Origin of the sequence: Halobellus salinus (genome assembly GCF_014646875.1) — an archaeon.
Lineage (GTDB): Archaea > Halobacteriota > Halobacteria > Halobacteriales > Haloferacaceae > Haloquadratum > Haloquadratum salinum.
Map to the genome: position 1 here is coordinate 322,864 of NZ_BMOC01000001.1, position 22,211 is coordinate 345,074.

15 protein-coding genes are annotated in these 22,211 nt (G+C 68.1%); 12 read left to right on the top strand and 3 right to left on the bottom strand.

All coding sequences use genetic code 11. The features are described 5' to 3' along the window. Positions 1-316: 316 nt before the first annotated feature. From IEX72_RS01650 to IEX72_RS01665, 4 genes are read left to right on the top strand one after another with little or no spacing between them, the layout of a single operon-like run. Complete coding sequence (locus IEX72_RS01650; protein WP_188785634.1) at positions 317-1,360, top strand: ABC transporter substrate-binding protein; 1,044 nt, start codon at positions 317-319, stop codon at positions 1,358-1,360. A gap of 1 nt (position 1,361) precedes the next feature. Continuing rightward, a complete protein-coding gene (locus IEX72_RS01655; protein ID WP_188785635.1) occupies positions 1,362-2,216 on the top strand; it encodes an ABC transporter permease in 855 nt (284 codons plus the stop codon). After that, positions 2,204-2,974 (top strand): ABC transporter ATP-binding protein, encoded by a 771-nt coding sequence (locus tag IEX72_RS01660; protein WP_188785636.1) that lies wholly within the window; start codon positions 2,204-2,206, stop codon positions 2,972-2,974. The genes IEX72_RS01655 and IEX72_RS01660 overlap by 13 nt, the downstream gene beginning before the upstream one ends. Positions 2,975-3,018: 44 nt before the next feature. After that, positions 3,019-3,369, top strand: a complete 351-nt coding sequence (locus IEX72_RS01665) for a 2Fe-2S iron-sulfur cluster-binding protein (protein WP_188785637.1) — start codon at positions 3,019-3,021, stop codon at positions 3,367-3,369. 114 nt (positions 3,370-3,483) lie between these two features. Here the strand turns inward: IEX72_RS01665 and IEX72_RS01670 are convergent, their stop codons facing one another. Continuing rightward, positions 3,484-4,008, bottom strand: coding sequence for a hypothetical protein (locus IEX72_RS01670; protein WP_188785638.1), 525 nt, complete (start codon positions 4,006-4,008; stop codon positions 3,484-3,486). Positions 4,009-4,123: 115 nt separating this feature from the next. Then, positions 4,124-5,251: an aminotransferase class V-fold PLP-dependent enzyme gene (locus IEX72_RS01675; protein ID WP_188785639.1), complete on the bottom strand. Its 1,128-nt coding sequence runs from the start codon at positions 5,249-5,251 to the stop codon at positions 4,124-4,126. Between the two features lie 996 nt (positions 5,252-6,247). Here IEX72_RS01675 and IEX72_RS01680 point away from each other — a divergent pair. The 8 genes from IEX72_RS01680 to IEX72_RS01715 are packed head-to-tail and all read left to right on the top strand — an operon-like array spanning position 6,248 to position 18,887. Continuing rightward, positions 6,248-7,432, top strand: a complete 1,185-nt coding sequence (locus IEX72_RS01680) for an FtsZ/tubulin family protein (RefSeq protein WP_188785640.1) — start codon at positions 6,248-6,250, stop codon at positions 7,430-7,432. After that, positions 7,429-7,686, top strand: coding sequence for a hypothetical protein (locus IEX72_RS01685; protein WP_188785641.1), 258 nt, complete (start codon positions 7,429-7,431; stop codon positions 7,684-7,686). Before IEX72_RS01680 ends, IEX72_RS01685 begins: the two co-directional genes overlap by 4 nt. A gap of 1 nt (position 7,687) precedes the next feature. Next, positions 7,688-8,770: a hypothetical protein gene (locus tag IEX72_RS01690; RefSeq protein ID WP_188785642.1), complete on the top strand. Its 1,083-nt coding sequence runs from the start codon at positions 7,688-7,690 to the stop codon at positions 8,768-8,770. Next, the gene (locus IEX72_RS01695; protein WP_188785643.1) at positions 8,767-10,830 is read left to right on the top strand and encodes a hypothetical protein; all 2,064 of its coding nucleotides are present in this window, start codon (positions 8,767-8,769) and stop codon (positions 10,828-10,830) included. The genes IEX72_RS01690 and IEX72_RS01695 overlap by 4 nt, the downstream gene beginning before the upstream one ends. After that, complete coding sequence (locus IEX72_RS01700) at positions 10,830-12,098, top strand: FtsZ/tubulin family protein (protein WP_188785644.1); 1,269 nt, start codon at positions 10,830-10,832, stop codon at positions 12,096-12,098. The genes IEX72_RS01695 and IEX72_RS01700 overlap by 1 nt, the downstream gene beginning before the upstream one ends. A 2-nt stretch (positions 12,099-12,100) precedes the next feature. Beyond that, on the top strand, positions 12,101-15,100 hold the full coding sequence (locus IEX72_RS01705) for a hypothetical protein (protein WP_188785645.1): 3,000 nt from the start codon (positions 12,101-12,103) through the stop codon (positions 15,098-15,100). A 6-nt stretch (positions 15,101-15,106) separates the two neighbouring features. Beyond that, on the top strand, positions 15,107-16,201 hold the full coding sequence (locus IEX72_RS01710; protein ID WP_188785646.1) for a hypothetical protein: 1,095 nt from the start codon (positions 15,107-15,109) through the stop codon (positions 16,199-16,201). 7 nt (positions 16,202-16,208) lie between these two features. Beyond that, positions 16,209-18,887: a COG1361 family protein gene (locus tag IEX72_RS01715; RefSeq protein ID WP_188785647.1), complete on the top strand. Its 2,679-nt coding sequence runs from the start codon at positions 16,209-16,211 to the stop codon at positions 18,885-18,887. 77 nt (positions 18,888-18,964) lie between these two features. Here the strand turns inward: IEX72_RS01715 and IEX72_RS01720 are convergent, their stop codons facing one another. Further along, the gene (locus IEX72_RS01720; protein ID WP_188785648.1) at positions 18,965-22,177 is read right to left on the bottom strand and encodes a hypothetical protein; all 3,213 of its coding nucleotides are present in this window, start codon (positions 22,175-22,177) and stop codon (positions 18,965-18,967) included. Between the last annotated feature and the right edge of the window lie 34 nt (positions 22,178-22,211).

Consider the following 22,211-nt stretch of genomic DNA (forward strand, 5'->3'; position numbering starts at 1 on the left):
CTCTTACCCATAAGTTAATCGAGTCCCAAACGGACGTTTTAGACGCTGTCGAACCCAATCTGTCATCGGAAGATCGAGGTGATGAGTGATTCGGGCGGTGATATCTGCGGTGGGGGGTTACTGAATTCGGATAACCGAGATGGGTAAAAACCGTCGCATAGAGGTATCAGATGGGTAGATACAGGATTTTCGTTCGGATTCATCGATCCTAGCACCGACTCGGTTTGTGGGTAAGAGACAGATGTGACGATCCGCGATGACGGCAGCGATCGCTCGTAGCAGGCGGGTGAAGCGGGTGGCAGGCGTACAGAAGTTAATGAGTGACACCGATTCGAACGTCACGCGGCGCGGGTACCTCAGTGGCTTCGCGGCGGCGAGTGCCGCCGGACTCGCGGGGTGTTCGGGGCTCAGCGGCCCGAACATCGATACGTTGCGGGTTGCGCACATGCCCATCTACCCCGACATCCAGTCGCACATCATGCTGGAGGAGGGGTACTTCGACGAGCTGCCGGTCAAGGTCGAGACCAAGCTCTTCTCCGACGGTCCGAGCATCGTCCAGGCGTCGGCGACCGGCGACTTCGACGTGATGCTGTTCGGGATCATCCCCGCCATGATCGTCGTCGACCGAGGGATCCCCGCGAAGATCACCAACGCCAACATCGTCGACCCGATGCTGATCATGGGGACCGAGGAGTTCGCTGCGCAGTACGACTCACAGGGCGCCGAGGCCTTCGCGGCCTTCGAGGAAGAGACCGGCGAACGGTTCGAGTTCGGCACGTTCCCGCCGGGGTCGGTGCCGGACATCACCCTCCGGTACTGGCTGATCGAGGAACTGGGACTGGACCCCGGAAGCGACGTGACCGTCACCTCGCTGGGTGGCGCCGGCCCGGTTCGGCAGGCGCTTTTGTCCGGTCAGATCGACGGGACGAGCATGATCGAGCCCGTGCCGACGATCGCGAAGCGGCGGGACGCCGGGTACACCGACCTCGACTGGAGCGGGGACTTCTTCCCGGGCGGCCAACCCGGGGCGGTCGCGCTGATGCACGAGCGGATCTACGACGGCGCCCCCGACGTGGCGGAGGCGTTCGTCGAGCAGCACCGCCGGGCCACCCAGTTCGTCGCCGACGACCCCGACGGCGCGGCGCGGGCGACGAGCAATGTGATCGGGACCGAGTCGCTGTCGGTGGAGGACGCGCGGGCCGCACTGGACTCCCGGGCTGCGAACTTCGTGTCGAACCCTCACGAGATCGAGGAAGGCACCCCGATCTTCGCGGAGTGGGCCAACAGGCTCGGCCGGACCGACCAGACCCTGACCAACGACCAGCTGTTCGAGTTCAGCCACTGGGACAACACCGCGTGACATGAGCGTCGACACCAGCACCGACTCCGAGACCGGACTCGTCGCCGACACCCTCCTCGACGACGATCGGGCGGCCAGACGGTGGCTCCGCGGCGCGGTCGGGACCGCGGCGTTCCTTGTGATCTGGCAGGTCGCGGCGATGCCGGTCCCGACGTTCCTGCTTCCGACTCCGATCGAGGTCGCGCGGGCGTTCGTGGTCGAACTGACCGCGCCCGCGACCTTCGAGGTCCCGCTGACCGGCGCGGAGATCCCGCTGACGCGGCTGCTCGTGAACCTCATCGACAGCCTGTATCACTACATCCCGGGGCTCGTCGTCGGCGGCACCGCCGGGATCGCCGTCGGGATCGCCATGGGGTGGAGCGACCTACTCAACGAGGCCGTAACGCCGGTCCAGCGGGTGCTCCGCCCGATCCCGCCGCTGGCGTGGATCGCGTTCGCCATCGTGTGGCTGGGCGTCAACCACAGCGGCGCGGCGTTCATCGTCGGGATCGGCGCGTTCTGGGTCAACTTCTACAACGCCTACGCGGGCGTGGAGGGCGTCACCCAGAGCTCCAAGGAGGTCGCCGCGTCGCTTGGGGTCGACGACGACCTCACCATGATCCGGAAGGTGGTGATCCCGAGCGCCACCCCCGAGATCATGACCGGGATCCGAACCAGTATCGGTCAAGGGTGGATGATCGTGGTCGCGGCCGAACTGTTCGGCGCCCCCGGGATCGGCTTCCAGATCATCAACGCCGCCCAGAACCTCTCGCTCGACGTGAGCGTGGCGTACATGTTCGTGATCAGCCTGGTGTTCCTGGTGAGCGACGGGGTCTTCCGCCGGGTCGAACGGAGGGTACTGGTGTGGCGGGAGTGACCGACGCCCAACCGGTGGACGGGAAAATCGTCGTCGACGGGGTCGGCAAGCGGTTTCAGTCGGGATCCGGGACGGTCGAGGCGCTCCGGGGCGTGAACTTCAGCGTCCAGGAGGGAGAGTTCGTCTGCATCATCGGCTCCTCGGGCGCCGGGAAGACCACCCTGTTCCGGATCATCGCCGGGCTGGAGGAGGCGACCGACGGAACCGTGTGGCTCGACGGCGAACCCATCGAGGGCCCGGGGACCGACCGCGGGATGGTGTTTCAGGAGTACGGGCTGTTCCCGTGGCGGACCGTGCTCGGGAACGTCGCGTTCGGGCTGGAACAGCGGGAGATGAGCAAGCCGGCCCGTCGGGAGCGCGCCGAGAGGATGATCGACCTCGTCGGGCTCGGGGAGTTCGTCGACAGCTACCCCAAGGAGCTATCCGGCGGCATGAAACAGCGGGTCGGGATCGCTCGCGCGCTCGCGGTCAACCCGGAGATCCTGCTCATGGACGAGCCGTTCGGGAGCGTCGACGCCCAGACGAAACAGCGGCTCCACGCCGAACTCCTCGACATCTGGCGGGAGACGGGCAAGACCGTGATGTTCGTCACACATGACGTCGACGAGGCGGTGACCCTGGCCGACCGGGTGGTCGTTCTGACCGGGTCGCCCGGCTCCGTCCACGAGGTTGTCGACGTCGACCTGGATCGCCCGCGGGCCCGGACCGACGAGGCGTTCGCCGAGTACGAGGAGCGGTTGCGGGACGCGATCGGGTGAGCACGGCCGTCACGCCTTTTACCGGGGCCGACGTCTCTCGGGCTATGCCGACCGTTACGTTCGGGGAGAACGAGGTCGACTGCGAGGCGGGTGCGACCCTGCGGGGCGTCCTGCTCGATGCCGGAGTGTCACCACACAACGGGAGCGCCGACACACTCAACTGCCGCGGCCACGGGACGTGCGGGACCTGTGCGGTCGAGATCCGGGCGAACGGTGAGGACGACGACGCGGAACCCCCAGTGACCGACGTCGGAACCGTGGAACGTGGGCGACTGTCGATTCCGCCACACGATCCCGAGTCGGGGCTCAGGCTCGCGTGTCGGACACGCGTCTACGGCGACATCGCGGTGACGAAACATCCGGGATTCTGGGGCCAGCGTGTGGACGGCGAGTAGCGCACCGGTGACTCGTGGTCCGCGGCAAAAAAGGCCGATCTCGCCCGGGCAGCCGTTCTGTATAGCGCGTATTAGTTTATATTTGCCAGATACCGCCGAAACGGACAACTGCCCCTACCCGCCGAATCCGCCCAGGAGCCCGCCGCTTTCGGACTCGGTGTCCGGTTCCTCTTCCTCTTCGGCGTCGTCCGCTTCGTCCTCCGGAGCGGACGGCGTCTTGGCGTGGCACGTGATCGTGACCGGGTCGCCGTCGTAGGTGGTCTCGATCGCCCACATCCGACCGCACCCCAGCACCGTCCGCCACTCCTCGCCGTCGCGTCTGGAGACAGACACCATGATCTCGTCAGTCTCAGCGTCGCGGCCCGCGTACTCCACGCGGAGGAGTTCCCCGTAGACGTTGAGTCCGAACGGCGAGTCAAGCCGGGCGGGAGTCGTGTCGATTCGGCCCGTCGGGCCTTCGACGACGATCTCGATCACCGGGACGTCACCGTCGGGTGTTGAGAACGTGACTTCCAGAGCCGTTCCGTCGACAGCCACCTCCTGGATATCGACGTACGATGTCGAGCGGCCGGTCGCGTCCGCGACCCGCTTCCGGAGCGGTTCCAGCGGGATCCGAGCGGTGTCGGGTGAGTCTGCCATCGTTCCCAAGATCTACACCCGGGGAACGTATGACTTCTCCGGCATAGGCCGGGGGGAGCAACTCGTAAATGATATTCCGATATACAAAATCGGATCGCGGCCGTGACGGGGACGCTCACCACCCGGTCTCGCGGAGGCCGGTCAGGAGCCGGTCGACATCCTCGGCGGTGTTGTAGACGTGTAACGAAGCCCGAACTGCGCCGGCGGGATCGGGTAGCGACCGGACCACGACGCCGTACTCCTCGCGGAGACGTTCGACCGTCGACTCGGCATCGTCGACGCGGACGGTCACCAGCCCCGACTCGGGCGTTGCGGGGCTGTATAGCCGATCCGCTGGGGCCCCATCGACGAACCGCTCCGCGAGGTCGTTGATATGCGCGTCGACGGTGTCGAGACCGACATCCTCCAGTAGGTCGATCGACGCCGAGAGCGCGGCGTACGGCGCGAGGTTCGTGGTGCCGACCTCGAACCGAGCCGCGCCGGGTTTCAGGTCGTACTCGTCGGCTTCCGGGTCCGGGACGCTCCGGTAGCCGATCCGCCCGGGGTGGAACTCGTCGATCACGTCGCCGTCGACGTAGAGAAACCCCGCGCCCCAGACGCCGAGCAACCACTTGTGGCTGGCCATCGCGACCGCGTCCGCCCCCCACTCGGTCACGTCGAGCGGGGTCTGCCCGGGAACTTGGACGGCGTCAACCAGGACGTACGCGCCGGCGTCGTGTGCCTCCGCGACCAGTTCGGAGACCGGGAGATAGGTCCCGTAGTTCCAGGTCAGCGCGCTCAGGCAGACGAGTTTCGCGTCGGCAACGGCGTCACGGTACGCCTCGCGGTCAAGCCGGCCGTCGGTGGTCGGGACAACCCGCACCGCACACCCCTGTCGCTCCAACCGCTTCCAGGGCAGGACGCCCGCGGGGTGTTCGAGGTCGGTCCGGACGATGGTATCTCCGGATTCCCACTCGATCCCGCCGGCGATCCGGGTGATGCCGTCGGCGGTGCTCTGGGTCAGTGCGATCTCCCCGGCGTCGGCGCCGAGAAAGTCAGCGATGTCCGCGCGCACATCCTCGTAGAATCCGAACGCGTGCGGGTACGGTCCCGGGTCGCTCGCTGCGCCCCACTCGTGGGCCTCGATCTCACGTTGGGCCGCTTCGACGATCCACCGAGGGCTGGGGCCGCTCGCGCCCGTGTTGAGGTATCTGACGTCCTCGAACACCGGGACGGAGTCCCTGATGTCTGCTGGCGTGGGCATCGTATCAGAGTGCGGTGCCGAAATATATAGAACGTCCGATGGGCGCCAACAGCGTCGTTCAGACGGGGACAGAGGCGTGCTGCGTGCGCCGGTTGCGGCGCAAGCCGGAGCGCGAGCCTATGCCCGACGGGAGCGAGAAGCATAGACGCGTTTGTGGGCCACGGACTGTTGGTGTTCGCTCTCGCGGTGCTCGCCGCGGAGCGGCGGGGCTGATCGCGGCGCTGCCCGACGTCGACGTGGCCTACGCCGTGATCGCGGTCGACGGCGGCCGGTTCCTCGGCGGTGGGTCGGTCCGACCGGACGTGTTCTGGAACGCCGCAAACGCCGTCCACCGGTCGATGACCCACTCGCTAGCCGTCGCGGCGGTGGCCGGTCCCGCCCTCGGTCTCTGGAGTAGCCGCAGCGGGCGACGGGTGCGTCGCTACCGGGGTGGCGCTCGAAAAATGTCCAGCGGTCGTCCGGCCGTGCGTTCGTGTACCCCTACCCGAGACGCCCGTCCGAACGACCGCTCGCAACCGTATGCCGGATTTTCACGAAACCAATAAAAATCTTGTGTATAGTTGCCCAGTGCTGTGTAGTTGGGAGCGAAATCGGCGGAAACCGGAGAGTGAGACCCTCCGAAACCCCCGCGGTCTCGACCCGATGGGCTCGCTGTCGTTCGAAAGACGCTGCGCGTCGTTCGTGTTCACGAGAGGGCTGCGTCCATCGATGTCCCGCTCGATTCACTCGCGGGACTTCCGCCCGACGGCCGTTTTTTCGCCAGCAATCGAGTAACGAAGCACGACCGGTCGCCCGCGGCTGGGTGAACTGCTTCGGAGTCCCCGAGGCACTCGCCTCGATATTCTGTAGAGGACCGCCACCGCTCCGGTGGCCGTTGGGGGCCTGGGATCGGTCACGAGTATCAGCTGACAATCACCCGACAGCACGGCGCCTGACGCGGCGGCGTACGGCGTCAAATATATTAGCCCGGTTCGGAAAGGGTAGAACAGCTATCATATGCAATATCTCTTTGTGGGGGCCGGCCAGGCAGGGACGCAGATCGTCGACCAGATCTTCGCACACGACAACATCGACCTTCGGGCGGAGGCGCTGGCGTTCAACTCCACGATCCAGGACCTCGAACGCCTGGACAACATCCCGCAGGACCGGTGGTATGGGGTTTCCGAGAGCGACGGGCTCGTCAGCGGGACCGTCCGCGGGTTCGAAGAACGGGTCACGGGTGGCTTCGGCCAGACCCCGACGAAAGCCGACCGGGTAATGCGCCGGAACGAGGGAGAAGTCCACCGCGTGCTCGATGAGGTGTACGAGGGGTTGGAAGCGGATCCCTCGACGCTGCAATACGCGTTCGTCTTCCTCGGGTTCGGCGGCGGCACGGGATGCGGGATCGCGCCGCACCTCGCCCGGGAGATCCGGTCGTACGCCAGTTCGGAGATGGACATCGTCTCAGTTGGCGTGCTCCCCAATACCAAGCTGGTGAACCAAGGCGCCCAGATGGACAACGACGAGGACAACCCGGTGGAAAAGCAGATCCAGCAGTGTGAGAACACGGTGTTCGGGCTGGACAACTTGGAACAGGAAGTCGAGAGCATCATGCTCGTCGACAACCAGCGGCTCGCGTTGGACGTCGCGGAGAGCAACGAGTACAGCGACTACAACCGGTACGTCGCCGACGCGTTCTTGGATATCGTCTTGGGGGCCGAGCGCGAGCGCACGGACGACGCGCTCGACGTCCAGATGATGGACGTCGACCTCCAAGACCTTATCCGGTACATCGACGGCGACGGGTTCCGCGCGGGGTACGCTACGCTCGGCCGCGGTGTCCGGCAGACGGAGTCGCTTCTCGGCTACCTCCTCCCCGGACCGTTCGGCCGTCAGCCGATCCAAGAGACCGGGTTGATCGCCGACTCCATCGACAAGCAGACAATCGACGAGTTCTCCCCGAGCGACGCCACGAGCGCGGTCGCCGTCGCACAGGCACCGGGGTGGTGCTGGGACGACAAGGAGGTCTCGGTCGGGTCGGTCGAGAGCGAACTCGGCTACTACTGCAAGAACGTGAACGCCGGGTGGGCCGTCACCAAACGGAACCTCGCGTCGGTCACGACCGCGTTCGGGTTTGACCGCGAGGACATCGACCGGATCGCCCAGATCGAACGGATCGCCGAGCGGGAGGGGACAGCGTGAGGAAGCCTCTCCTCGCCGCCATCGCCGTCGGCGCGGCGCTCGCGGCCGTCGGAAGCGTGGGCGCACAGGGTGACGCCGCATCCCTCGCAGCGCTCGTCGACGGGACGCAACGCGGACTGGGCCGGCTGGCCGCGGTACAGGTCGCCGCCGGGGACTCGAATCTGAACGTCGTCCGGGGCGTGGGCGGCCTCGCCGGGGTCGGACTCGGGATCGCGGTCGGTTCGGTCGCGACGTACGTCCGGTGGAGGCGGTAGAATGCGGGGACCCCACCTCGGCGCCGGGATCGTCGTGGCGTCGGTGCTCCTCGCGGTCGTTGCAGCGGGACCGGCGGCCGCACAGACGGTCGACCCGGCCGACGAGGCCGAGATCTGTCCCGGAACGTCGGGAGACAGCCTTGTCGTGGTGCTCCCCGGCGACACCTACGTGCGTCCGGGTGGCGACGCGACGCTGCTGCCCGGGACCGAGGCCGAGATCGCGCTCTGTTCCGATGGCGGGGTGGTCAGCACCACCGCGTGGCCGGTCGACGGCGGTATCAACGGGGTCACTGTGGGCGAGTCCGAGCGGTTCAGCTACCCCGTCACGGTCGAGGCCGTCGAGGGACCGACCCCTGTCGAGTTCGCGCCGGCGATCGGCCAGCGGGGCGACGTGGCCACCCCGACTGTGACCGCCGCACCGGGGAACGTGACAACGATCGGCGTCGGCGGTAGCACGTACCGTGTCGCCGTCGCAGCCGACAACCGCGACCGACTCCGACGGGCGAACAACTCCTACACCGAGACGCGCAACGGGATGCGCACGGCAGCCGCGGATCTCGCTGAGAACGCTGGGCGGCTCGACCCCGCCCCCGACATACCGGACGACCGGCGGCTGCCACAGATCAACCGGACACGAGCCGTGACAACCAACTACTCCACCATCCAGTCGCGACTGTTCAATGCCGCCGCAAACGGAGACACCGGGGCCGTCGCCGCGCTCGACGCGTACGAACGGCAGCACAACGATGCGCTCGGCGAAACTCGCGACAGCCTCGAGACCGCGAACCGGGCGATCGAACGGCAGGCCAGATCCACTGCGCTCGGCGTGCTCGGGGACCTCCTCGGGGTTGCGCTCGCCGGTGCGGTCGTCGGCGGAATCGGCGGCCGCGTGCTCACGGATCGGATCCTCTCGCAGGTGGAAATCGACCGCCGGCGGAGTTCTGCGGTCGACTTCCGGCCCAAACACCTCGCGGTCCAACTCGGGGTCGCGGTCGTGTTGGTGGCCGGGGCCGTCGCGCTCGTGGTGACGCAGGGACTGCTCGACCCGCTTGTCGCGGTCATCCGGGCGGTGATCGGCGTATGAACTCGACACGACGCGATGCCCTCACCGCCGGTGGGGTCGTCACCGCGCTTGCGGCCGCCGGCGTCGCCGTGTTCCTGTTTTCGGGGTCGAGTGACGCGGTCCTGTTTTTCATCGCCGGGGTGCCGGTGGTGTTGATCCTCGGCGGGGTCGCGTGGCACCGCCGGGAGACGCGTTCGTCGGGGACCACGTCGCCGCGGATCGAATCGATGACCGACGACCTCGCTGACGACGTCGAGGAACTGTTCGTGACCTACCGGCGGCTTGAGACCGAAACCCCCTGGGATCCGTCCGCGCACGCGGACTCGGTCCAGGGGATCAAACGGGACCTCGAAAACCGCGGGTTCGAGATCACCACCGGGGGCGACACCGTCGACGTGACCGTGACCGACTACCCGATGGGGATGGGCGCGCTCTCACAACATCGGACAGCCGTCCGGGACGCGCGCGACGCCCTCGAGTCGGAATACCGGGCGGACATCGACGCCCAGATCGAAGCGATGAGCGATCAGATCGATCGGCTGATCGACGGGAACCTGCTCGATCCGTCGGCCGCCGGTGCGGTCGCGGACGCGCCCGCTGTTGGGGCCGACCCCGGACGCCTGGCCGGTGTGCTTGGAGACCGCCGGAAGACGTTTCAGGACCTTCTCGACGACGCCGAGAGCAAGGTTCACAGCGTGACCGGCGAACGGGTCGTCGAGTGGTCGGCGGTCGAAGGGCGGATCGCCGCCGGGCAGTACGAGGCGGCCGCCGAACACGTGTTGGACCCGGACGGTGCGACACCCCCAGATCCCGGGCCGAAGAAGGCGGAACTGCTCGAGCTCATCGACACTGTCGAGTCGTCGGTCGCGGCGCAGTACGCCGACCCCGCGCGGTTCGAGACGCTCGGGGAGGTGCGGGGGGAGATCGAAGCGATCGACTCGGCGTATGAGGTGGACGAACTCGACGAGCGGCTGCGACCGCGTGCGCTCCGGGCGTCCGCGGAGGTCCTGACCGATATGCGCGAGGAGCTGACCGGGTATATCGAGCAGTTCAGCCGGTCGAACGTCCCGGATGGCTTCTTCGAGCGGCCGGGGGTGCTCGATCGCTCGCTCGAATCGGAACTCCGCGGCGCGTCAGATCTGGATGCGTTCCGGACGCTGTGGACCGGAATGGCCGACGACCTCGCGGCGGCCCTGGACACGGCCGGCGAGCGCGATGGCGCCCTCCGGGCGTACGACGACGTGGTCAACATCGTCGAGCGGGCCCTCGCAACCGATGGGGAGGTGACGGAATCGGACGTGCCGTACGATCCCGCAGAGCCGATCATGCGGCTGTACGCCCACCGGAACCCCGAGGTCGGGTTCATGCCGGGGCGTCCCGCCCTCACACAGGACACCGAGGTGATCGGCCAGCAGTTCGGCCTCGCAGTCGACGTACAGCTCGACCCCCCAGAGACCCGCGACGTCACGGTTGCGGTGACGATCAGAGACGAGACCCACCGCCGGACGCGGACGCTCGAAGGGTCGGGCCGAATCGGGTTCGACGGCATCCTGGGCGGTCAGGCGACGGTGGCCGCCAGCGCCGACGACGACCGGTTCGGAAGCCGTGAGACCGAACTGACGCTCGACCGCGACCGAACGGTCAACCTCCAACTGTCGGAGGAGACCGCGATCGAACGGCTGTGTGCAGGCGTCGAGACCAACGCCGAACTCCTCCTCACGGAGGTCGAAGACGACATAACCGCACGCTACGAGTCCGAACAGTATCTCACCGACGGCATGGACCTCGGTGTCCAAGACGAGTACACACAGTGCGTGCTCGCGCTGTGGGCCGACAACGCCGGGCTGTCCGTTCAGGTGGAAACCGATTCAGTACTAGTGTACGACAGACAGCGCATGCAGAACCAGTTGGTAGATCTGACAGAACAGCGCGTGGGCGACGCCGGCGAGCTCGCCTACGAGACGATGCGCGAGCGGTTCCTGAAACCGCCGGCGAGCGACGCACTGATACGCGACATCCTCGCGCAGGCGGAGTTGAGTATCGACGTGGAACTCACTGACGACAAGGTGGTGAGTGCGTGATGGCGGCCGGACCGGGGGCGGACCGCGACGCCACACGGTGGGGTATCATCGCGTCTGGCCAGGGCGGCTGCCGGATCGCGTCGCAGCTTTTCACCCGGACGGACAATCCCGGGGTCGACGACCGGATCGTCCTCATCAACACCAACGACACGGACATCAAAGAGAGCCTTGATCGGGTGGACGCGCAGTTGACGATGGATCGGGAGATGATCTCCCGGGAGCACGTCGCGCTCTTCGGGCCTGCCGACGGCACCGGAAACGACTTCTTCGATGGGGAGCGGTTCGCGGAGGAGGGGTTCGACGAGATCTACCAGCCGATCAACAACACCGCCCGGTCCGACGCCCTCATGTACACGGTTGCGCTCGGTGGGGGGACCGGAAACGGGTCGACACCCTACATCATCGACCAGTTCAGACAGGCGCCGGAGGGGGGCGCGGTTGCGGGGTCAAGCAGCGAAGCGACGTGGCTCAACGACATCCCGCAGTTCGTGCTCGCGGCGTGGCCGTTCAGGGGCGAACTGGACCAGCGGTATTTCAACGCCGTGTGTGGCCTCTCGCGGCTTCTGATGCGGGAGGAAGGGTCTCCCAACGCCGACATAACGCTCCTCGCGTCGAACGCGCGGCTGAAGCAACTCCCGGAGGAAAACAACGACACCGAGGCGGTGGCCGGCGCGGAAGCCGTCAGGGAGGAAGACCTCGTGAACCGGCGGATCATCTCCGCGCTCGATCTGTTCATCAGCGCCGGGCGAACCGCCAGCGATACGATCGACGTGAGAGACTACGCCCGCCAGCCGCAGAGCCGCGGGGCGTACCACGGCACGTTCGGCACCGCGCTCGAGAAGCCGCTCGGGTTGGGGCTGGAGGTGGCGATCGAAAAGGCCGTCGGGAACACGTTCGTTCCCTTGGACCCGTCGACCGCGGAGGCGGCGTACGTGGTCGTGCGCGCGCCACAGCGGAAGGTCAACGCCGGAAAGATCACCGGAGGGGATGTCCGGGGCGCCTTCGCCGACTGGCGGGAGAAACAGGACCTCAGTGGCGTGGTGGGAATGCATACGCTCTCGAAACAGCCCGGCGGCGGCAACACGTTCGACGTGCTCGTGTTCCTCGCCGGGTTCGACCTCACGCCGCTTTTGGAGGAGTCGCGCTCGTGGGAGCGCTACGAGAGCGAGCGGGATCGCCGCGAACAGAACAGTACCGGCGATCGGGGGAAGCGAATCCGTCAGTTGGAAGAGAACCTACGGCAGTACCGGAATAACCTGGAGGGGTGACTGTGGGACAGGATACCCCCGGACGCGGCACCGCGACGATTGCCGTTCTGGCGTGTCTAGTCGTTGTTGTTTCGGGGCTCGCGGTCGCGCCGGGAGCGGTCGGCGCGCAGCAACAGCAACCCGACGGCGACGTCGCGTTCGACGGGGACAACGGCGAACTGACAGTCGCAGTGGACCGACGGAACGCGGCCAACGGGAGCTTCACCGGCAGCCCGGAGGACGTGACGATCGATATCGGGGGTGCGACGGTGCAGAAGCGCACCGATCCCGGGAACGCCTCGACGTACAACTACATGGTCGGGCCGGACGAGTTGGCCGGTCTCGACAGCCTCGACGGGCAGGACGGCGCGGGAACGACCGTCACAGTCACCCACAGCGAGGCGGGGAGCTTCAACGAGACCGTCGACATCCAGCACGTCGTGCTCGGCGGCGACGGGACGTTCACCGGCGACGGGGCGTTTCGGTTTGGCATCGTACAGAGCTTCGGCATCGCGACCGACGGATCGGTGGCAGTTCGGGTCGAGGTCGGAAGCGAGGAGCAGGACGTCTCTGCCGCGTATCGACAGGACGGAGCGACCAACGAGTCGTATCTGGTGGTGGATCGTGCCACCCTGAGTGACCTCGGGGTGCTCGAACGGCCGCAGGAGGTCACGATCTTCGGACAGGAACAGTTCGTCGGTGGGTCCGTATCGGTCGATGTCGCCAGCAAGGGCGCGGCACTGACGACCGGCGAGCGCCTGTCCGACGACACCGTCCGGTTCGAGAGCCCGCTGTTCGAGGCCGGCGGGACGTACGAGATCGACGTCGCCACGGGTGGAGCCCAGTACCTGCAGACGATCGAGGCCGGCGACCGCGCGGTCGAAGTCGACAGTGCGGCGGTGGCCGCGGAGTCGAGCGTGAGCCTCACCGTCGAGCGGAACGAGAACACGATTCTCAACGGACAGACGGTCGAATTCGAGACCCGGACGGTGAACGGGACCGTCGACGGCGCGACGATCACGTTCGACAGCCTGCCCGGAGGAATCAGCGGAGCCGACGGGAGCGGGGCCAACGTGAGCGCGGTGTGGGTCGAAACCCAAGGCGGCGTTGAGCGGTACGAGGCCGGGCTGAACGCCACCACGGGGACGCTGACACTGTCGAACGCGGAATCGCTGCCGCGGGCGGACACGAACGAGGCCGACATCCTCGTGCAGTTCGAGGGCGCGACGCCGCTGCACGCCACCGTGTCGCTGCAGTCCGACAGCGATGGAGCGGCCGCCGAACAGCCCAGCAACGGGGACGAAACCGGGCTCGCGATCGACTTCACGACGATCCTGTTCGCCGTGGCTGTGGTGCTGCTGTTCGTTGTCGGTGTTGTCGTGGTCTTCTTACTCCTCGATCGGTTCGGGTCCGGCACCACGAACCTCAGCATCCCGTTCGGTTCCTCGAAGTCGACACCGGTCGGGGAGTCACCCGGGAGCGAGACCGCCGAGGTGTCCGTGGAGGTGGTCGACGAGACCATCGGCACGACCTACCCCCACGCGAACGAGGTGGTCGTGCGCCCGGAGAACCGCAGCGGCTCGGCGCAAGCGGCCGGAGCGGTGGGCAGTAGCGGACGCTCCGGGCCGACTGGACACCCCGGATCTGCCGGCCGGACTGCAGCCGCCGGGCTCGACGGGGTCAACACCACCCGGGCCGACTCAATCGATCTGACGGCCGGCGAGGGCGAGATCGAACTCGAGTACGGGACCTGGATTTTCGAGATCAAACGGCGGGGAGAGACCATCGGACAACGGAAACACGAAGTCGGGTACGGCTTCGAGAGCGATCACATCGGACTCTCAGTCGACCCACACGCCGTGGAAGCGGTGGTGACCGGCGGCCCCGACCGGGAGCCGTTGTCGGGGACGGTCGTTGAGGCGACAGCGGACGCCGGGAGGTGGACGCAACAGAAGCCCACCGATCCGGAGGGCAGAGTCCGGTTCGAGGTGCCGCGGTCGGCGTCGACCGTCTCGTTCACCGCCACACACGAACCCCTCCCGCCGGCGGAGTCGGAACGCCGGGTCGAGAAGGCGGCCGAGCAGGGCGTGAGCCTGCGGATCGCCGACGGGAGCGGGTCGATGCGGGTTGAGACGACGGTCGGCGACCGGGCGTGGCCCAACGTCGAAGTCGGGATCACGCCGATCAGCGCGGACGCCAAGGCGTACACCGAGGAGGGGACGGTCACAACGACGTCGAACGGGCACCAGACGATCGAGGGACTCCCAACCGGGGAGTACGAAGTGACCGCCCACCCGCAGGTCGAGTCGGTCGAGACCACCGCAGCGGTCGAGCGCGTCACAGTCGAGGACGGCGGGACCGTCGGCGTAGAGCTTCCGGTTGGCATCTCGTATACGATGTCGACCGCACAGCGCGACAGGGTCGGAGAGCTGGAAGACCGGATCGAGGGGTTGGCGGCGGCGTCGAACCGCGACGTGGCGATCCCGCGGTACTACGGGACAGTGCTCACCTCGGTGCTCGAACTCGCAGCGGGCGTGGAGTCGGCACCGGAACGCGCCGTCGAGACGGGGATCTCTCCCGATGCGACGGTGGATGCGCTGCTCGATGCGACCGAAGCCGGAATCAGAGCGGTCGACGGGGCGATGTCGGAACGCCGGAACGTGAAGCTGTTCGACGCGTGTGAGGCGCTGCCCGCCGCGACGGTCGAGTGGACCGGGACAGCGACCTTGGAGGAGTTCCTCGGCGGGGTGGCCGACGGCGGAGATCACGAGCGGCGCGCGCTCCGCGACCGGCTCAGGGCGGTCGACGAGACCCTGGACGGGAAATGGGGCGAGGTCAACGAGATCGCTCCGGCCCGAAAACTCCACGACCGGGTGGGAGACCTGGCGCGGGAGACCCGCGATATCGACGACGAACTCACACTTGTCGCACGGACGTACGTCGGAGTCTGTCTGTTGGACGCGGTCGAGGGGGTCTTCGACCACGACAGTCTGGTGGATCGGCTCAACAGCGGGAGCTACTGACAGAACATGAAGGGGACACTACTCAGGATGGTCGTCGTCGTCTGCGTGGTGACGTCCACCGCGGGCGTCGCGGCGGCGACGAGCGGGGCACAGGGGAGCACAGCGGACGCGCCCGACGGGACGCCACCGGCGGACCTCGATGCGGCGTCGGCGCACGCAGACGTCGATATCGACGTCGAGGAGCCACAGACCGGCGACGATTTCCTCGCGGCGTTCCGGCGGCTATCGGGACAGGAGTCGCTGTCGGCGTACAGCGAGTTGGAGGTGATCCGGACCCAGGCGGTCGTCGCGGTCCAGTCGGGGTCGTTCGATGACGCCGACCGCGAGCGGATGCGCGGAGTGTTGCGCACGCTGGTTCGGTTCGACGCGGCGTACGCCGCCGCACAGAACGACAGCCTGACGACGAGTTTCGAGTCGGCGACAGCGACCCGAGAAGCGGTCTCGGGGCTCGATTCGTCCGGGAGCACCGTCTACAGTTCGCTCGCGAGCGTCGCCTTGGATCGGTTCTTCCGGTCGCTGGGCGAGCGCTTCGAGCAGCGCTCCCGGGCGGACGGAATCAGCACGCCCGAGCAGATCGACGCGCTCCAGCGGGCCGGGGAGGCGTACCGCCTCGGCGGGTCCAGCGAGCGGTTCGCTGAAGTGTCGGTCGAGGCCGAACAGCTCGAGAGCGCGTGGGCGCGCGACAGCCAGGAGATCAACGAGTCGATGGCGGCCACACAGTCGTTCCTCGACCGGTGTGGGGCCACCTGCGGGAGCCCGGTGAACGCGGTGTCGACCCACACGCTCGGCGTGTTCGGGCTGTACACCGACGCCCGGGCGGCGAGTTCAGCGAGCAGCGACGCGGTCCGGATCGCAGAGGCGAACAACCTGGGCGACCGCACCACGGAGCTGCAAACAGTCGCCAGCGACGCCTCCGACACGCTGCTGTCGCTGGCGATCGGGTCGGCGCTGCTTCTGTTCGCGTACGCGTTCGTGCTCGCGATCCCGACGATGATCGTCGCCAGCCGGATGTCGGCGTGGGCGCGCGACAGGCGGGCCGCGTCGGTGGGGTCAGTCCTCTCGGCGATGCCACGGGAGGTGTACACCGATGGCGGCGAGTGAGCGTACTGTGAGCCGTGTCGGGGTGGTCATCGTGGCCGCGGTGGTGGCGCTTTCGGCGTTTGCGGGGCCGGCAGCAGCGGCGACACAGACCGTCGAGCTCGACGAGGCGCTCAACGACCAGCAGCGCGCCACGGAGTTCACGTTCACCTTCACCGCGAGCGGCAACGACACCGTGACCGCCGACAGCGGACCGAGCTTCCAGGGCGGCAACGTGAACTTCGAGTTCGAGGGGTGGGACGACCTCGACAGCGGCGCGTCGGGGTCGTCACCCAGTTGGGACGTACAGAACGGAAACGAGTACGAAGTCACGTATCAGGCGCAGGTGTCGTCGGGTGCCAACGACGAGAGCTGGACCGCAACGGTCAGCGGCGGTTCCACAAGCGCCTCGGAGACGCTCAACCTCAACGTTGACTACCTCCAACCCCGGTTCGGCGCCACCGACAGCCCAACCGAGACGCTGATCTTCACCGATACCAACGACGCGTCTACGGAACTCGACATCGGGTTCGACAACGACGGGCCGGGCGTGATGGTGCTCGATTCGGTCAACCTCGATAGCACGCCCAGTGGGATCGACGTCTCGGTCGCCTCGCTGTCGAACCAGGTCGACGGCGGGGGGTCGGGGACGGCCGTGCTCGATGTCTCCGTGGACCCGTCGGTCAGCGCGGGTGACTACACCATCTCGGGGACCATCACCGACAGCCTCGGGAACACCGAGTCGTTCAACGCGGAGATAGAGGTCCGAAAACCACCCGTCATCTCCGCCGACGACGTCGACGTCGGCGGCGTCCTCATCGGCGAGTCCAACACCGTCGATGTCACGATCGAGGAGGTCGCCGGGTTCTCCGGCGTCGATGGCGTGAAGGTGAACGTCATCGGGACCAGCGACGATGGCGCCGTCACCGTCGAGGGCGCCGGGTTCGCGAGTACCGGTCCCGGGGGGAGCGACACGATCGAGGTCCAGGTCTCAGCGGACTCCGACGGGGTGCAGAACGCCGACCTCGACTGGCAGGTCGAGTTGACGCCGCAGGACCAGTACAGCCCGACCGAGTCGATCGACGTCACCGGCGAGGTGTTCTACCCGCCGAACCTCGAGTCGCTGTCGGGTGAGGGCGCCGAGAACGTCTTCGACACGCCGCGGTCGCAGGCCGACACCCAGACCACCGAGACGCGGGTGACCTTCGAGAACACCGGCGACCTCGACATGGACGTAACAGGTGTGTCGGCGAGCGTCGACGACCCCGACGTGTCCGCGTCGATCGCGAACGCCGACGCAGCCGTCGGCGGGCAGTCCACCGGAGAGGCGACGGTCGTGCTCGAAGCCGACCCCGAGGCCGCGGAAGGGAGCTACCCCTTCACCGTCACGGTCGACACCGCGACGGCGGGCACCCAGTCGGTCACGCGCGACCTCACAATCGAGCACATCCCTGAACTCGCCGTGGAGCGCTCGGAGTTGCCGCTGGGTGACATCACGGTCACCAACCAGCGGACGACGAGCATCGACGTCTCGGAGGTCCTGGAGTACGAGTCGGTCTCCGGTGTCGAGGTCGTTCGGGTCTCGGGTCCAGACCAGTACCTCGAGGTCGCCGAACGCCCCACCGAGCTCCGGGCTGGCGGGTCCGCGCCGCTGGTGTTCGCAGTCGCGTTCGACACCTCCGCGGAACTCTACCAGCAGTACCGCTGGGAGTTCGAGGTCCGCGGGGAGGGCGTCGAGACCCAGACCGTGACCGTGACCGCGCAGCCGACCCCCTACTCGTTCGATTCGATCTCGAACAACCTCTCGTCGTACGCCGGTGGGTCGGGAGCGCGCGCGGCGACCGCAGCGGGAATGGCGGAGTCGCTTTCGGCGCTGGAAACCCGGTTGCGGGACGGCGAGGAGGTCCCGGAGGGCGACCTCACCGAGACGATCGCGGCGGGCGAAACCGCGATTCTGCTGCTCGACTCGCTCGAGGCGGCGGACGAGGCGCGGGGATCCGACGGGCCGGCCGCCGCACAACCGGATGTGCTTCGGGCGCAGGCAACGCTCAACGCGATGTCGGAGTACGTCACGCGGATCGACGCCTCGCAGGTCGACGCCTCCGCCACGGGGTCGCTCGAGTCCGCCCGAGCCGCGACCGACGAACAGGCCGACGCCCAAGTGGAGTATTACGAGTCCCAACTCAACGGCGACATCACCACGTTGCAGCGCGCCAGCGCGAACCGCCAACTCGCGCGGTTGGCCGAGAGCCGCGGCAACGCCGAACGAGCCAGCCGGCTGAACGAGGAGGCGTCGGGCGCGTTCGACACCTACCTCCAGCAGGTGCAGAACGCCTCCGAGAGCGCGGAGAACGCGCGGGCGACGCGGGAATCGATCCGTGAAGACGCCACGCTTGTCCTGCTGAACCAGCCGCTGGTGTTGAACCCGGCGCGACTCGACGGTATCTCGGCGGAGATCAGCGCAATCGACGCGGCGTACGCCACCGCCGAGGAGACGTACGCCGAGGCGGGCGCGACGGGGCAGGCCGACGCGATCGGCGGGGAACGCGCCACGGTGCAACAGCGCCTCCAGTTGACACGGTACGGGCTGTGGGGCGCAACCGCGCTGTACGGGCTCGTGGTCCTCGTCGCGCTGCTCAGGACGGGACGGAACCTGTACGCGTACCTCCAGGACAGACGCACCGTCGAAATGGGTGCGGTCCTGCAGTAGCAGCGCAGGGTGTGACGGAGCGTTTGATCGCGTCGGACACCTACTCGCTCGAACGCACGTCCAGCCGCGTCGGACACCTACTCGCTCGAACGCACGTCCAGCCGCGTCGAGAGCGTGTCCGGGAGCGTCGGCGTGTCGGCCTCGTCTTCGGCGTCGACCCGCCAGCGTTCGGCGTTGTCGGTCCGGTCCCCTGAGACGGTCACCGCCGTCGAGTGAGGGCCGTCGGCGCCGTTGAACGGGGTGACTTCAAGTTCGATCGGGAGTTCGACGCGGTCGTCGTTGACGGTGCACTCGACCCGGTGGGTCGCGGTCGATCCGGGGTCGAGCGCGTCGATCTCGCCGGGTGCGTAGAGGTACTCGTCGGGCGCCGTGCCGGTGGCCTCAACGCGGACCGCAACCGGCGCGCCACCCTCGTTTTCCAGCCGAAGCACGACGTTGGTGTCGCGGTCGCCGAGGATGTCCACCGAGTCGACGGCGACGGAGACGGGCGGGGCGTGTGAGTCGTGGACCGCCGCGAGGGTTTGCAGCGGCCGCTGCCTGTGGTCGATCCGGACGAGCGTCAGCGCCGGGCGTTCGGTTGGCGCGCCCTGGTAGGTGATCTCCCGGGTTACGTCACCGCCGGGAGCGACGTCGAACCCGTCGAAGCCGACACCTGTGGAGAACCCCTTCGAGCCGATTTCGAGCACGGAACACGACGTCTCAAGGTTGTTATGAACGTCAAGCCGGACGTCGGTCGTGGTCGACCCCGCCGAGAGCGCGGGACGAACGACGACCGGTGCGGGTTCGACCGGAACCGACACCCCCGGCACGGTCACCTCGGCGTCGTCCGCGCTGGCGGTGACCGGCGGGACCTCGATCGAGGAGGTGTCCCACGCGGCGTGATACCGAGTGGCAGTCGCCGTTGTCTCCGGGCTGAGTTCGACCGTGGCTGCGTCACCGTCGGACCGGAGGGTGATCGACTTCGGCTCCGGCGAGCGGTTCTCGACCGTGAGCGTCTCTTCGAGGGCGTGACCCTCGTGAGCGGTGTCCGAGTCCAGGCTGCGGTCAAGGCCGAGCGGGTCGCGGGGTGCCGGGGAGGCGGACTCCTCGGATGCGGCGGAGTCGTCAGGGGCGGCGGGCGAAACGGGCGAGTCGACCGACTCCGGTGACGGTCCGCGCTCGGGGCCGGGGGTCGCGTCCGGCTGGCCGGCCGACCCGGGGGCCGCCGGTGCGGACGCGTCGCCCGCCTCCGCGGAATCCGGCGGCGTTGTGTCCCGGTCCGGAGGGGCCGCCGGTGCGGACGCGTCGCCCGGCTCCGCGGAGTCCGGCGGCGTTGTGTCCCGGTCCGGAGGGGTCGCCGGTGCGGATGCGTCGCCCGCCTCCGCGGAATCCGGCGGCGTTGTGTCCCGGTCCGGAGGGGTCGCCGGTGCGGATGCATCGCCCGCCTCCGCGGAATCCGGCGGCGTTGTGTCCCGGTCCGGATGGGGGGTCGAGGGCGTGTCGCGGCCGCCGCGTGTCGGCGTGTCCGCGCCCGGGACCCGGTCCTTGCCGTCGTGTGCGTGGTCGTTGCGGCCGTCCTGTGGGGCGTCCGTCCCGCCGGCCGACGGGAGCGTCGCGCGGTCAAGCGAAACAGCGGCGGTGGCGTCGACCGCCGCGGCGTCGATCCTGACCTCGCCGACACCGGCGCGGGCAGACGGAAGCGCAAGTGTGAGTCGACCCCCGGCCGGGAGAGACACCGACCGCTCTACCGGGGTGACCAGCGGGTCGCCGGTCACCCGCACGTCGTCGTGGACCGTTATGTCGGTGTCGTTCCGGAGCGTCACGTCGACGAACCCGTCGTCGCGTGCGCTGACGGACGCCGAAAGCGGGGTTGTCGGGGGTGACACCGCGGCGTCGACCGACTCCCCGTCTCCGGTTGTGGCGGTCACTCGCTCCGTCGTGAGGGGGAGCGAGAGCGTCCGTGACACCGAGGACCGCCCCGGTTCGGGATCGATGTCGACGCCGCCCGGGGAGAGCGACACCGCCGGGAGATCCGACCCGTCCGGCGTCCGAACGCTCACCTCAACGGTCGCAGTCCCGTCGTCGACACCGGTGACATCAGCACCGACGACCGGGGTTGGGGTTGCCGGCGGGACCGAAATCGTCGCCCCGACCTCGGTCGGTTCCGAGCCATCGGTGCCGCCGGGGGTGAACGTCGCACGGGCTGCAAGCCGAGACCCCGCCGCCTCCGCGAGCGTGAACCGCAGTTCGGTGCGTTCGCCGGCGTCAAGCGAGACCCGCCGGGATTCGGGACGGAACGATCCGTCGTCGGCGGACGCCCGAACCGTCCCGGTGGTCGGCTCACCGATGGTTTCGGCCGTGACAACGAGTTCCGAGCCGACCCGGAGCGACGTCGGCGAGAGGTCCAAGTCGACGCCGGAAAGCGACGCCGCAGGCCGAAGCACCCCGGCGGTCCGACCGTCGATCCGGCAGGCCACCTCCCCGTCGGTTGTGACCGCGACCTGCGTTGCGTCTGGTGTGTCGATCCCGACGTCGGTCACCGCGCCGTCGGCGGAGATCCGGACTACGCCGTGATCGGCGGCGGCGTAGAGCCCCCCGTCACCCCGCGGTGCGAGCCACTCGACGTCGAGGTGCAGTTCCCACCGGATCGCCCCGTCGTCCGCGTCGACGCCGACGACCCGATCACCGTGGAGCGACACCACCGCCACGTCTTCGAGCAGTCCGACGCCCGTGATGGTGCCGTCGAGCATCGCCTCTCCCGTCCGATCGCCGTCGGGGCCGAACCCGGTGAGGTACCACGACTCGCCCGCGAGGAACTCCTCGCCCCGGCCGGCGAGCAGGACGGTCTCGGACACGTCGGCGTGGGTCCGGTCGATCCGTCCGCGTTCGGTCCCGTCAGCGTCGTCGAGTAGCACGAACTCTCCGGTGTCGGTGGCGGCGACCACCCGCGATTGGTCGGGCACCCAACACAGCGCCGTGGCGCCGTCAATGGGCGCCTCCCACCGTCGTGCGCCGTCGAACCCGTACCCGAACACGTGGTCGTCGACCGCGACGTACACCAGCGGCCCGACCGCAAGCCCGCGCGGCCGTGCTTCGACGCCGAACCGCGCGCCGTCGTCGGACCCGGCCGCGAGCACGGAGACCCCGCCGGAGACCGACGCCAGCGCGATCCGGGAGTCGCCGGCGGCGATCAGCGCGATCGCCCCGGTGTCGACCGACCTGACCTGCGCGTACTCCCGCGGGAGGTCGCCGCCCGCGACCGCATCGGGCGTGTCATCGGCGGTGCCCCCCTCCGAGGCACGGCCGGTCACCGGAACTCGCCTCCCGAGTCGCGCGGCGCACACT